At 69.3% G+C, this 12,525-nt stretch carries 12 protein-coding genes; 4 read left to right on the top strand and 8 right to left on the bottom strand.

Annotated features, from left to right (window positions below; translation table 11 throughout):
• The first annotated feature begins 73 nt into the window (after positions 1-73).
• The gene (locus ABT034_RS02365) at positions 74-997 is read left to right on the top strand and encodes a TerD family protein (RefSeq protein ID WP_351210330.1); all 924 of its coding nucleotides are present in this window, start codon (positions 74-76) and stop codon (positions 995-997) included.
• A 15-nt stretch (positions 998-1,012) separates the two neighbouring features.
• Here the strand turns inward: ABT034_RS02365 and ABT034_RS02360 are convergent, their stop codons facing one another.
• From ABT034_RS02360 to ABT034_RS02335, 6 genes are all read right to left on the bottom strand, one after another.
• On the bottom strand, positions 1,013-1,753 hold the full coding sequence (locus tag ABT034_RS02360; RefSeq protein ID WP_351210328.1) for a TerD family protein: 741 nt from the start codon (positions 1,751-1,753) through the stop codon (positions 1,013-1,015).
• A gap of 103 nt (positions 1,754-1,856) precedes the next feature.
• Positions 1,857-3,002, bottom strand: a complete 1,146-nt coding sequence (locus ABT034_RS02355; protein WP_351210326.1) for a DUF475 domain-containing protein — start codon at positions 3,000-3,002, stop codon at positions 1,857-1,859.
• A gap of 29 nt (positions 3,003-3,031) precedes the next feature.
• Positions 3,032-3,607, bottom strand: coding sequence for a TerD family protein (locus ABT034_RS02350; protein WP_351210324.1), 576 nt, complete (start codon positions 3,605-3,607; stop codon positions 3,032-3,034).
• An 80-nt stretch (positions 3,608-3,687) separates the two neighbouring features.
• Positions 3,688-4,263: a TerD family protein gene (locus tag ABT034_RS02345; RefSeq protein WP_351210322.1), complete on the bottom strand. Its 576-nt coding sequence runs from the start codon at positions 4,261-4,263 to the stop codon at positions 3,688-3,690.
• Positions 4,264-4,491: 228 nt separating this feature from the next.
• Complete coding sequence (locus ABT034_RS02340) at positions 4,492-4,950, bottom strand: peroxiredoxin (protein ID WP_351210320.1); 459 nt, start codon at positions 4,948-4,950, stop codon at positions 4,492-4,494.
• Between the two features lie 119 nt (positions 4,951-5,069).
• Positions 5,070-5,492 carry a DUF3052 domain-containing protein gene (locus tag ABT034_RS02335; RefSeq protein ID WP_189829444.1) on the bottom strand — a complete coding sequence of 141 codons (423 nt, stop codon included), beginning with the start codon at positions 5,490-5,492 and terminating at the stop codon, positions 5,070-5,072.
• A gap of 428 nt (positions 5,493-5,920) precedes the next feature.
• Between ABT034_RS02335 and aceE the strand changes: the two genes are divergently transcribed.
• Together aceE and ABT034_RS02325 are read left to right on the top strand one after the other, a co-directional pair.
• Complete coding sequence (gene aceE / locus ABT034_RS02330) at positions 5,921-8,653, top strand: pyruvate dehydrogenase (acetyl-transferring), homodimeric type (RefSeq protein ID WP_351210317.1); 2,733 nt, start codon at positions 5,921-5,923, stop codon at positions 8,651-8,653.
• An 89-nt stretch (positions 8,654-8,742) separates the two neighbouring features.
• Positions 8,743-9,570: a potassium channel family protein gene (locus tag ABT034_RS02325; RefSeq protein WP_351210315.1), complete on the top strand. Its 828-nt coding sequence runs from the start codon at positions 8,743-8,745 to the stop codon at positions 9,568-9,570.
• On the opposite strand, the gene ABT034_RS02320 is transcribed toward ABT034_RS02325, so the two are convergent.
• Together ABT034_RS02320 and ABT034_RS02315 are read right to left on the bottom strand one after the other, a co-directional pair.
• On the bottom strand, positions 9,551-9,967 hold the full coding sequence (locus tag ABT034_RS02320) for a peptidase inhibitor family I36 protein (RefSeq protein ID WP_351210313.1): 417 nt from the start codon (positions 9,965-9,967) through the stop codon (positions 9,551-9,553). The two genes, ABT034_RS02325 and ABT034_RS02320, sit on opposite strands and share 20 nt — an antisense overlap.
• Before the next feature lie 152 nt (positions 9,968-10,119).
• Entirely contained in the window at positions 10,120-11,742 is a 1,623-nt protein-coding gene (locus ABT034_RS02315) for an MFS transporter (protein ID WP_351210311.1), read from the bottom strand.
• 116 nt (positions 11,743-11,858) lie between these two features.
• Here ABT034_RS02315 and ABT034_RS02310 point away from each other — a divergent pair, with 116 nt between their 5' ends.
• Positions 11,859-12,518, top strand: coding sequence for a TetR/AcrR family transcriptional regulator (locus ABT034_RS02310; RefSeq protein ID WP_351210309.1), 660 nt, complete (start codon positions 11,859-11,861; stop codon positions 12,516-12,518).
• Positions 12,519-12,525: the final 7 nt, after the last annotated feature.

Genomic DNA, 12,525 nt, shown 5'->3' with positions numbered 1-12,525 from the left:
CCGTCACCCCGTCCCCGTATCGGTACCGCCCCCGCGTTGTCCGCGGGTCGGCCGGGAAGGCAGGATTACGGTCATGACGCACGCGATGCTGAAGGGCTCCAACGTCCCTCTCGACACCGTGGCCGTACGGGCCGTGCTCCGCTGGACCCCGGGCCCCGAGGTCCCCGACGTGGATGCCTCGGCCCTGCTGCTCGGGCCCGGCGGCCGCGTGCGGTCCGACGAGGACTTCGTCTTCTACAACCAGCCGCGCCACCCCTCGGGGCTGGTGCGGCGGCTGCCGAAGAAGCGGGACTCCAAGGGCCTCACGGACACCGTGGAGGCCGATCTGGGCGCGCTCGACGCCTCGGTCGACCGGGTGGTGATCGCGGCCTCCTCCGACGGGGGCACCTTCCGGTCCGTCTCCGACCTGCGGATCCTGCTGTACGACGCGGCGCCCGGGCCCGAGCGCGAGCCGCTCGCCCTGTTCTCCGTGACGGCGGAGACCGGCGAGGAGACGGCGGTCATCTGCGGCGAGCTGTACCGCCGCGGGGACGGCTGGAAGTTCCGCGCGGTGGGGCAGGGCTACCCGACCGGCCTCGTCGGCCTCGCCACCGACTTCGGCATCTCGGTCGACGAGGACGCCGAGGACGGGCTGGATGGCCAGGACGGTCAGGACGGGCTGGAAGGGCAGCGCGGCCCCGGCGGACGGCAGGACGGCCTCGGCGGGCGGCAGGACGCCCAGGAGGGCCCCCGCGAGGCCCAGGAGGGCGCCACGGCCGCCGTCAGCTCCCCCGCCTCCCCCGACCTCGACCTGACGCTGGTCCACGCCCCCGTGCCCCCGCAGCCGGCGACGCCGCCGCCCGTGCCCGACCGGGCGCCCGCCTACGGCTACCCGCAGCCGCCGCTGAACGCCCCGGTCCCCGCGTACGGCTATCCGCAGCCGGTGACCGCCCCCGAGCAGAACCCGTCGCCGGAGTTCCGGATGCCGCCGATGGGCCCCCAGTTCGTCCGGTCGTAAGCACCCGGTCAAGGGTCACGCCTTCGTCTTGTAGCCGCGGCCCCACTGGAGACCCCAGCCGTACAGCCGGTCCAGTTCGGCCTGGAAGCCGTAGACGAAGCGCACCTCGCGGCGGACCGTGAGCTCGCCCTTGGTGTTGTCCACGGAGAACACCGCGCAGGAGCGCGCCTGCGGGGCGCGCTCGTCGAGCTCGATCTCGATCCGGGGGCCGTTGCTCGGATAGAGCGTGATCTTGGCGTGCGTACGGTCGAAGGCCGGCGTCTGGTCGTAGATGTACACGAAGAACAGCAGGCGCTTGATCTCGGCCTTCTGGTCCAGGTTGACGAAGATCGTCTCCCCGGAGGACCCGCCGAAGCGGTCGTCGCCGCTGAGCTTCACGTACGGGGCGGTGTTCAGGTCGCCGAAGAAGCCGCCGAGCGGCTGCACCACGCCCTTGCTGCCGTCGGTGAGCTCGTAGAGGCAGCCCAGGTCCAGGTCGACGTTGACCATGCCCTGGGTGTGGGCCTGGACGACCTCGGGCTTGAAGAGCTTGGAGGGGTTGCGCAGGAGCCGTCCGCTCTGGCGGGAGCGGCCCTCGATGTCGGAGGTCCGCATCCGCCAGGAGAGGTTCACCCGCAGGTTGCCGGTGGCGGCGCCCTGCTTGGTCAGCGAGACGGACGGGCGCCGTTTCGTCAGGTCGATCGAGTGGGACGCGGAGCCGCCCGAGTCGAACTGCGCCGCCGCCCTCCCCGTAAACAGGTTGTCCCAGAAGGCCATGCCGCCTTCACCCCCCACTGCTCGTCACCACCGCGCACATGCCTGCGGGGCGGCCGGGTGCACCGACCGCCCCGCAGTGAAGCGTTCCTCATCGCCAGGGGTGTCACACCCCGGACGACACCTCGGTCTTGTCCCCCGAGGAACCGGACCCGCCCTCGGCCGCCGCGAGTGCCCTGTTGCGGCGGACGGAGGACCAGAAGGAGAGGGCGATCAGGATCACGCCGATGGAACCGGTGATGAGCTCGCTGATCTCGTGCTGGATGGTGATGAGCAGGATGACGGCGAGCGCGCCGATCGCGTAGTGCGCGCCGTGCTCCAGGTAGACGTAGTCGTCCAGGGTGCCCTCGCGGACCAGGTAGACCGTGAGCGAACGGACGTACATGGCGCCGATGCCGAGGCCGAGCGCCATCCAGAAGATGTGGTTGGTGATGGCGAAGGCGCCGATGACACCGTCGAAGGAGAACGAGGCGTCGAGCACTTCCAGGTACAGGAAGAGGAAGAACGCTGCCTTGCCGGCGAGGCCGACCGCGGAGACCGGCTTGCCCTGGGCCTTGGCCTTCTCCTCCTCCTCGTGCTCGCGCTCCTCCTCTTCCTCCAGCTTGCCCTCGAAGAAGCCGGAGAGACCGCCGACGATCAGGTACGTGACCAGGCCGGCGACGCCGGCGAGCAGCACGGTCGCGGACTTGTCCGCGACGCCGGTGCTGGTGTGCGCGTGGGTCGCGAAGGTCATCGCCGTGACGAGCAGGGCGATGAGCGCGACGCAGGCCGACAGCATGTCGACCTTGCCGAGCTTGGCCAGCGGGCGCTCCAGCCAGCCGAGCCACTTGATGTCACGGTCCTCGAAAATGAAGTCGAGGAAGATCATCAGGAGGAACATTCCACCGAAGGCGGCGATCGCCGGGTGGGCGTCCGTGACCAGGGCCTCGTACCGCTCGGGATTGTCCAGCGCCAGTTCGATGGCCTCGATCGGGCCGACCTTGGCGCTGATGGCGACGATCGCGACGGGGAAGACCAGCCGCATACCGAATACCGCGATCAGGATGCCGATGGTGAGGAAGATCTTCTGCCAGAAGGCGTTCATCTTCTTCAGGATTCCGGCGTTGACAACCGCGTTGTCGAAGGACAGTGAGATTTCGAGGATCGACAGGATCAGTACGATCCCGAACGCCTCCCACCCCCACTGCCAAGCGGCGAAGGCCAGGCCGAGCGCCGTGATGGCGAACGACCAGCCGAAGGTTTTCAGAACCACTGTCTACCCCATCGTGAAACTGCTTGGCTTTACGAAACGTTGACCCCGAAGTCTAGAGCGATGCCCCGAAGCCCGGACGCGTACCCCTGGCCGACCGCGCGGAACTTCCATTCGCCGTGGTACCGGTACAGCTCGCCGAAGATCATCGCGGTCTCCGTGGAAGCGTCCTCGGAGAGGTCGTACCGGGCGAGTTCCTGCCCGTCCAGCTGGTTCACCACCCGGATGAACGCGTTGTTCACCTGGCCGAAGCTCTGGCCGCGGTTGTCGGCGTCATGGATCGACACCGGGAAGACGATCTTGTCGCAGTGGGCCGGCACCATCGAGAGGTCCACGATGAGGGACTCGTCGTCCCCGTCACCCTCGCCGGTGAGGTTGTCCCCGGTGTGCTCGACGGAGCCCTCGGGGCTGCGGAGCTGGTTGTAGAAGACGAAGTACTCGTCCCCGAGGACCCGCCCGGCCTGGCACAGCAGGGCGCTGGCGTCGAGGTCGAAGGGGGCTCCGGTGGTGGAGCGCGCGTCCCAGCCGAGCCCCACGAGGACCTTGGTCAGGTTGGGTGCGGCCTTGGAGAGGGAGACATTGCCTCCCTTGGCGAGCGTGACGCCCATGATTCGGTTCCTCCCCGGTTGATGAGGCACGTCCGGCGCCGCACGAGAGGTGCGGCGCCGGACGGTTCGAACGGTTCGGCTCAGACGTTGACGCCGAAGTCCTGCGCGATGCCGCGCAGGCCCGAGGCGTAGCCCTGGCCGACGGCGCGGAACTTCCACTCGGCACCGTGGCGGTACAGCTCGCCGAAGACCATGGCGGTCTCGGTCGAGGCGTCCTCGGAGAGGTCGTACCGGGCGATCTCGGCGCCGCCGGTCTGGTTCACGACGCGGATGAACGCGTTGCGCACCTGGCCGAAGGACTGCTGGCGGTTCTCGGCGTCGTAGATCGAGACCGGGAAGACGATCTTGGCGACTTCGGCCGGCACGGTGGCCAGGCTGACCTTGACCTGCTCGTCGTCACCCTCGCCCTCACCGGTCGTGTTGTCGCCGGTGTGCTCGACGGAGCCGTCGCCACTCTTCAGGTTGTTGAAGAAGACGAAGTCCTGCTCGTTACGGACCTTGCCCTCCTCGGTCACCAGGATGGCGCTGGCGTCGAGGTCGAAGTCCGTACCGGTGGTGGTCCGGACGTCCCAGCCCAGACCGACGGTCACGGCGGTGAGGCCAGGGGCCTCCTTGGTCAGCGAGACGTTGCCGCCCTTGCTGAGGCTGACTCCCACGAGTCCCTCCATAGGTTTTCAGGGGCAGCGCCCCCGGTCGTGCGTTGGCATTCGGATCAACGACTGGATCCTAGTGACGGGTTCCCGGTCGAAACAGTCGATTCGCCCCGCGAATCGGAGATGTCGCCGTCGAATGCGGAGATGTGGGGCGACGGAGGCGGATGTACGGGCCGACGGAGGGCGGGATTGCCGGCCGCGGCGGAGGGCGGGATGTCGGGCGGCGGCCGGTCAGATGGCGTCGAGCGCCTTGACGTACTCGCCGAGGTCGCGGGCGTCCGGCAGGGCGTTGACGACGGTCCAGCGGACGACGCCCTCCTTGTCGATGATGAAGGTGCCGCGCACCGCGCAGCCCTTCTCCTCGTCGAAGACGCCGTACGCGCGGGAGGCCTCGCCGTGCTTCCAGAAGTCGGAGAGCAGCGGGTACTCCAGGGACTCCTGCTCGGCGAAGACGCGCAGGGTGTGGATGGAGTCGTTGGAGACGGCGAGGAGCTGGGTGTCGTCGTTGACGAAGGTCGGCAGGTTGTCGCGCAGCTCGCCCAGCTCACCGGCGCAGACGCCGGTGAAGGCGAAGGGGTAGAAGAGCAGCACCACGTTCTTCTCGCCGCGGAAGTCGGACAGCTTCACGGTGCGCCCGTGGTTGTCCTTCAGCTCGAAATCCGGGGCCCTGGTGCCGACCTCGATCGCCATCGCGTACGCATCCCTTCGCCGGGCCCTGCCCTTGGGCCGTATCGGTGAACCCCACCCTACGGCCCCTGCACGAAAGCCCCCGCCGGCGTAACGGGCGGGGGCTTGTCGCAGCGTGGTGATCAGCGCTTGGGGGCCGTCAGGCGGGTGCCCGTCCAGTCCTTGGCGACGCTGATGCTCTTGGTCTGGGAGAGACCAGCTGTCTGCGCGGCATCGTTGATGTCGCTCGGCTCGATGTAGCCGTCGCGGCCGGTCTTCGGCGTCAGCAGCCAGATGGTGCCGCCGTCCTCCAGAAGACCGATGGCGTCCACCAGGGCATCGGTGAGATCGCCGTCCTCGTCGCGGAACCACAGCACGACGGCGTCGGCGACGTCGTCGTACTCCTCGTCCACGAGCTCGGCCCCGATGATGGACTCGATGCCTTCACGGAGATCCTGGTCGACGTCGTCGTCGTAGCCGATCTCCTGGACCACCTGTCCGGGCTCGAACCCCAGCCTGCCGGCCGGGTTGGTCCGCTCCTCCGCGTGGTCCGCGGTCGCGCTCACGGCTTGCCTCCTGCTCATTCGGTAAATGCTTGTGGCCGCGCGTGGGCGCGCGGTGCTGGCCGTAGTCCACACGTGCCGGGGTGGATCGCGCAAGTGCCCGGCCGTGGAGACCGCCGAAACGGTGACGTTTGGGGCCGTCTCGCCGCAACTTCCGGCATCGTAGGTCCCCGCTCCGTGATCAGGCACACATGGTTCATCCCGTTTTACTGACTTCTGCGGTTTCAGTCTGCCGAACGCCCGGACGAAACGCATGCGCGAGTTGGGCGTAAGGTTGCGATTTGAGCGCACCCAGACCCATGGACAGCCCTCCGAGACACCCCCTGGGGGTTACCTCTCGGTAAATGTGACGTCTGGCGTCGGCGGGGTACACGATGGACATCCCGACCACTCCGTGGCCCCGTGGGCACCACCGACAGCGAAGGAAGAGCGTGGCTCCCGGATCCGATCGCAACCCGATCATCATTGGCGGCCTTCCCAGCCAGGTCCCGGATTTCGACCCGGAAGAGACCCAGGAATGGCTCGACTCCCTCGACGCGGCCGTCGACGAGCGGGGCCGTGAGCGGGCCCGCTACCTCATGCTCCGCCTCATCGAACGGGCCCGCGAGAAGCGCGTGGCCGTGCCCGAGATGCGCAGCTCGGACTACGTCAACACGATCGCCACCAAGGACGAGCCCTTCTTCCCCGGCAACGAGGAGATCGAGCGCAAGGTCCTCAACGCCACCCGGTGGAACGCGGCCGTGATGGTGTCGCGCGCCCAGCGTCCCGGCATCGGCGTCGGCGGCCACATCGCGACCTTCGCGTCCTCGGCCTCGCTGTACGACGTCGGCTTCAACCACTTCTTCCGCGGCAAGGACGAGGGCGACGGCGGCGACCAGATCTTCTTCCAGGGGCACGCCTCCCCCGGCATCTACGCCCGCGCGTACCTCCTGGACCGGCTGAACGACACCCAGCTCGACGGGTTCCGCCAGGAGAAGTCGAAGTCCCCGAACGGCCTGTCGTCGTACCCGCACCCGCGGCTGATGCCGGACTTCTGGGAGTTCCCGACCGTGTCGATGGGCCTCGGCCCGCTCGGCGCGATCTACCAGGCCCGGATGAACCGCTACATGGAGGCGCGCGGGATCGCCGACACCTCCAAGTCGCACGTCTGGGCGTTCCTCGGGGACGGCGAGATGGACGAGGTCGAGTCGGTCGGCCAGCTCTCCATCGCCGCCCGTGAGGGCCTGGACAACCTGACGTTCGTCGTCAACTGCAACCTCCAGCGGCTCGACGGCCCGGTGCGCGGCAACGGCAAGATCATCCAGGAGCTGGAGTCGATCTTCCGGGGCAACGGCTGGAACGTCATCAAGCTGATCTGGGACCGCTCCTGGGACCCGCTGCTCGCGCAGGACCGCGACGGCATCCTGGTCAACAAGTTCAACACCACCCCGGACGGCCAGTTCCAGACGTACGCCACGGAGACCGGCGGCTACATCCGGGACCACTTCTTCGGCGACGACCACCGGCTGCGGGCGATGGTCGAGGGCATGTCGGACCAGCAGATCCTGCACCTGGGCCGCGGTGGTCACGACCACAAGAAGATCTACGCGGCCTACGCGGCGGCGAAGGCCCACACGGGCCAGCCGACGGTGATCCTCGCGCAGACCGTCAAGGGCTGGACGCTCGGCCCGAACTTCGAGGGCCGCAACGCGACCCACCAGATGAAGAAGCTGACGGTCGACGACCTCAAGCGCTTCCGTGACCGGCTGCACATTCCGGTGACCGACCGGCAGTTGGAGGACGGCCTGCCGCCGTACTACCACCCCGGGCGGGACTCCGAGGAGATCCAGTACATGCACGACCGCCGCAGCGCGCTCGGCGGGTACGTCCCGACCCGCGTCGTGCGGGCGAAGCCGCTGGCCCTCCCCGAGGACAAGACCTACGCGGCCGCCAGGAAGGGTTCGGGGCAGCAGTCGATCGCCACCACCATGGCCTTCGTCCGCATCCTGAAGGACCTCATGCGGGACAAGGAGATCGGCAAGCGCTTCGTGCTGATCGCCCCCGACGAGTACCGCACCTTCGGCATGGACGCCTTCTTCCCGAGCGCCAAGATCTACAACCCGCTCGGCCAGCAGTACGAGGCGGTGGACCGCGAACTCCTCCTCGCCTACAAGGAGTCGCCGACCGGCCAGATGCTGCACGACGGCATCTCCGAGGCCGGTTGCACGGCCTCGCTGATCGCCGCCGGTTCCGCGTACGCCACCCATGGCGAACCCCTCATCCCCGTCTACGTCTTCTACTCGATGTTCGGTTTCCAGCGGACCGGCGACCAGTTCTGGCAGATGGCCGACCAGCTGGCGCGCGGTTTCGTGCTCGGCGCCACCGCCGGCCGGACCACGCTGACCGGTGAGGGCCTCCAGCACGCCGACGGCCACTCGCACCTCCTCGCCTCGACCAACCCGGCCTGCATCGCCTACGACCCGGCCTTCGGCTTCGAGATCGCGCACATCGTCAAGGACGGTCTGCGGCGCATGTACGGCCCCGAGGCCGAGGATGTCTTCTACTACCTGACCGTCTACAACGAGCCGATCCAGCACCCGGCGGAGCCCGAGGACGTGGACGTGGAGGGCATCCTCCGGGGCATCCACCGCTTCCGGCCGGCCGACGCGGGCTCGATCCCGGCGCAGATCATGGCCTCCGGTGTCGCCGTGCCGTGGGCGGTCGAGGCTCAGCGGATCCTCGCCGAGGAGTGGAACGTACGGGCCGACGTCTGGTCCGCGACCTCCTGGACCGAGCTGCGCCGCGAGGCCGTGGCCGTCGAGGAGCACAACCTCCTCCACCCGGACGAGGAGCAGCGCGTCCCGTACGTGACACGCAAGCTCCAGGGCTCCGAGGGCCCGTTCGTGGCGGTCTCGGACTGGATGAAGGCGGTGCCGGACCAGATCTCCCGCTGGGTGCCGGGCACGTACGGCTCGCTCGGCGCGGACGGCTTCGGCTTCGCGGACACGCGTGGCGCGGCCCGCCGCTACTTCCACATCGACGCCCCGTCGATCGTGCTCGCGGTGCTGACCGAGCTCGCCCGGGAGGGCAAGGTCGAGCGGTCGGTCCTGAAGCAGGCCGTGGACCGCTACCAGCTGCTCGACGTGGCCGCGGCCGACCCCGGCCCCGCGGGCGGCGACGCCTGATCGGCACGGCACCCGTAGCACGGAGCTCCTGCTGAGGGGCGGTGGGACCCTGGTCCCGCCGCCCTTCGGCGTTCTCTACGATTCCCCGCATGAAGGGCATGAAGGATCGCTGGGAAGAACGCACACAGGCGCCGCTGCTCGTGCTCGCCGTGGCGTTCGGCGTCGCGTACGCCGTGCCGATCGTGGCTCCCGGCGCCGCCCCCTGGGTGCACCGGCTGTGCACCCACGTCGAGTGGGCGGTCTGGGCGGTCTTCGCCGTCGACTATCTGGTCCGGTTCGTCCTCGCCCCGGCCCGCTGGGCCTTCGTCCGCTCCCACCCCCTGGATCTGCTCGCGGTCCTGCTGCCGCTGGTGCAGCCGCTGCGGCTGCTGCGGGTCGTGTCCACGCTCCTCCTCGTGGGCCGGCGGGCCCGGATGGCCCCGCAGATAACGCTCACCACCTATGTGGCGGGCGCGGTCGTCGGGCTGATGATGTTCGGCTCGCTGGCCGTGCTGCACGTCGAGCGGGACGCCCCCGACGGCAACATCAAGACCCTCGGGGACGCGGTCTGGTGGTCGTTCACCACGATGACCACCGTCGGTTACGGCGACCACGCCCCGACCACGGGTCTCGGCCGGGTGCTCGCGGTGGGCCTGATGCTCTCGGGCATCGCCCTGCTCGGTGTCGTCACCGCCAACATCGCGGCCTGGTTCATCTCCCGCTTCGAGCGGGACGACGCGGCGGAGCGCCGGCAGACCGAACTCCTGGAGACGCTGACCCGTGAGGTCCGCGAACTGCGCGCCGAGGTGTCCCGGCTCTCGGCCCCGGCGCCGGTGACCGCTCCGGTGACGGTGACCGACCCGGTGACGGTGACGGTGTCCGTGCCCGACGGGACGCCCGCGCCGGACGTCCCCGCGCCTACCGCTCCCAGAGCTTGAACGCTCTGACCTCGTAGGGCGTCTGCGGCACCCACGTCCCGCGCCCCGGATACGTCTCGAACTCGCCCTCCTCCGCGCACTCCGCCGACTGGTACGTGGTGACCGGCCGGGCGGTGCGGTTGGCGAGGGACTGTGCCGAGGTGCCCGGTGGCAGGGCGACACAGCTGTCGATGTCGGTGGTGGCCAGCTCGTGCGTCTGGGCCCGGCCCCGGAAGTCGGGCTTGGACCAGAGGCAGAGCCGACCGGGCCCGCAGGTCCCGAGGACGGTCCCGGACGGCACCGGCACGGCCGCCGCCGGCACCGCCACCGCCGACACTGCCGCCGCCGGCGTGGCAGGCAAGGCAGCGAGGAAGGCGGTCAGGACGGCCGCGATGGCGAGAGCGGTCTTCTTGTACATACTGATGAACCCCCGTTTCGTCACTCTCTGTAATCACGAGAATGGCGGAGGTCGTGCGGCAACGGAAGGGGGGCCGCCCCCGTTCACGCGAACGGGTGACGGCCCCCTACGGGAACCCTGACGGCCCCTGACGGACCTCGTCGGACCGGACGTCAGATGTGACCGCCCATGCCGCCCGCCTCCGCGTTCTCGCCGCGCTTGGTGAGCGTGGCGACGAGGGCCGCGACGACGGCGACGACTCCGGCGACGGTGAAGGCCAGGCCCATGCCGTCGAGGAAGGTGTCGTGGATGACGCCGGTGATCTGCTGGAAGACGTCGGGGGTCATCCCCGGCGCCTGCGCCAGCTCCGGCGGGGCCATGCCGAACTCGGCGGCCTGCTCCAGCTCCGGGTTCACCGGGGCCGGGATCCCGGCCTCCTTCCAGTTGTCCTCGAAGGCGCCCGCGACCTTGGAGGACATGACGGCGCCGAGCACGGCCGTACCGAGCGCGCCGCCGACCTGCATCGCGGCCTGCTGCAGACCGCCGGCCACGCCGGAGAGTTCGAGCGGCGCGTTGCCGACGATGACCTCGGTGGCGCCGACCATGACCGGGGCGAGCCCGAGGCCGAGCAGGGCGAACCAGAGGGACATGGCGAACGTGCCGGTCCCGGACGAGAGCGTGATCATGCCGAACATCGCGACGGCCGTGCAGACCATGCCGCCGACCAGCGGGACGCGCGGGCCGAACTTGGTGATCAGGGCGCCCGCCAGCGGCGAGGAGACGATCATCATCGCCGTCAGCGGCAGCAGGCGCAGACCGCTGTCGACCGGGCTGAGCCCCTTCACGCCCTGGAGGTAGAAGGTCACGAAGAACAGGCCGCCCATGAAGGCGAAGGCCATGAGGACCATGAGCACCACACCGGCCGAGAGCGGCACGGAGCGGAACATGGCCAGCGGGATCAGCGGCTCCTTGACCTTGGTCTCCCAGAAGGCGAAGACCGCGAAGAGGAGCACCGCGCCGAGCAGGCAGCCCCAGGTCTTGCCGCCGGTCCAGCCCCAGGACTCGCCGGCCTTGATCAGGCCCCAGACGAGGGAGGCCATGGCGCCGGAGAGCAGCAGGATGCCGACGACGTCGAAGGAGCGCGGCGCGTTCTGGGCGCGGTGGTCCTTGAGGATGACCAGGCCGAGGACGAGCGCGACGACGCCGACCGGCACGTTGATGAAGAAGACGGACTGCCAGCTGACGTGCTCGACGAGCAGGCCGCCGACGATCGGGCCGCCGGCCGTGGAGGCGCCGATGACCATGCCCCAGATGCCGATGGCCATGTTCAGCTTCTCGGCGGGGAAGGTGGCGCGCAGCAGGCCGAGCGCGGCCGGCATCAGCAGGGCGCCGAAGAGGCCCTGGAGGACACGGAAGGCGATCACGGCCCCGATGCTGTCGGAGAGGCCGATCGCGCCGGAGGCCAGGGCGAAGCCGGCGATGCCTATGAGGAAGGTCTGCCGGTGGCCGAAGCGGTCACCGAGCTTGCCCGCGGTGATCAGGGCGACGGCCAGCGCGAGCAGGTAGCCGTTGGTGATCCACTGGACCTGGGCGAGGGAGGCGCCGAGGTCGTTCTTGATGGCGGGGTTGGCGATGGCGACGATCGTGCCGTCGAGCGCGACCATCATCACGCCGACCGCAACGCCGATGAGGGTCAACCACGGGTGTCCGCGCAGTCCCTTCGCCGGGCCCGGTGCGGGTTCCCGGACGCCCCCCTGACCCTGCGGGGCCTTTTCCACGGTGGTCTGACTATTCATGCGAACGAGGCTAATGACAGTCACTGACAATTGACAAAGCGATTCACACGCCGGTAACTGTCACGTAGCTCACAGGTACGCTGAGCAGACGAAATGCCTGAAAAGAGGACCCTGACGTGACCCTGCCCGGCCTGCGCGAGCGGAAGAAGCAACGCACGCGCGACGCGCTGACCCGGGTGGCCCTCGAACTCTTCACCACGCAGGGGTACGAGCGGACCACCGTCGACGAGATCGTCGACGCCGTCGAGGTCTCCCAGCGCACCTTCTTCCGGTACTTCTCCTCCAAGGAGGAGGTCGCCTTCGCCGTCCAGCACATGGTGGAGGAGCGTTTCGTCGAGGCACTCCGACAGCGTCCGCCGGCCGAAGGCCCCTTCGACGCCATGCGGAACGCGGTGCTCTGCGCCTGGGACACCATCGGCGACGCCATCACCGAGGTCGTGCCGGTCGAGCTGTACCTGCGCAGCTTCCAGATGATCGAGTCGACACCCGCCCTGCTCGCCGTCCATCTGCGCCGCTCCACCGAGATGGAGGAGACCATCGCCGGGATCATCGCCGGCCGCGAGGGCCTCGACGTGGACGAGGACCCGCGCCCCCGGATCGCGGTGGCGGCGTTCAGCGGCGTGATGCGCGTGACGGCCCAGCTGTGGGGCCGGGGTACGGACCAGAGCCTGGAGGCCATCCGCGACCTCACCGAGACGTACCTCGACCACCTCGGCCCGGCCCTCGCCCCCAGCTGGCGGGACCGGGGGGACGCGGGACCGGGCGGCGCTCCGTAGCACCGGA

The sequence above is a fragment of the Streptomyces sp. NPDC002773 genome, assembly GCF_040295605.1.
In the GTDB taxonomy this organism is placed as follows: domain Bacteria; phylum Actinomycetota; class Actinomycetes; order Streptomycetales; family Streptomycetaceae; genus Streptomyces.
This window is presented reverse-complemented; position numbering and strand designations above follow the sequence as displayed.

Bases quoted from the DNA above. Each gene is read 5' to 3' on its own strand.
- ABT034_RS02365 (WP_351210330.1), top strand. From the start codon at position 74: ATGACGCACGCGATGCTGAAGGGCTCCAACGTCCCTCTCGACACCGTG.
- ABT034_RS02360 (WP_351210328.1), bottom strand. From the start codon at position 1,753: ATGGCCTTCTGGGACAACCTGTTTACGGGGAGGGCGGCGGCGCAGTTC.
- ABT034_RS02350 (WP_351210324.1), bottom strand. From the start codon at position 3,607: ATGGGCGTCACGCTCGCCAAGGGAGGCAATGTCTCCCTCTCCAAGGCC.
- ABT034_RS02340 (WP_351210320.1), bottom strand. From the start codon at position 4,950: ATGGCGATCGAGGTCGGCACCAGGGCCCCGGATTTCGAGCTGAAGGAC.
- ABT034_RS02325 (WP_351210315.1), top strand. From the start codon at position 8,743: ATGAAGGGCATGAAGGATCGCTGGGAAGAACGCACACAGGCGCCGCTG.
- ABT034_RS02320 (WP_351210313.1), bottom strand. From the start codon at position 9,967: ATGTACAAGAAGACCGCTCTCGCCATCGCGGCCGTCCTGACCGCCTTC.
- ABT034_RS02315 (WP_351210311.1), bottom strand. From the start codon at position 11,742: ATGAATAGTCAGACCACCGTGGAAAAGGCCCCGCAGGGTCAGGGGGGC.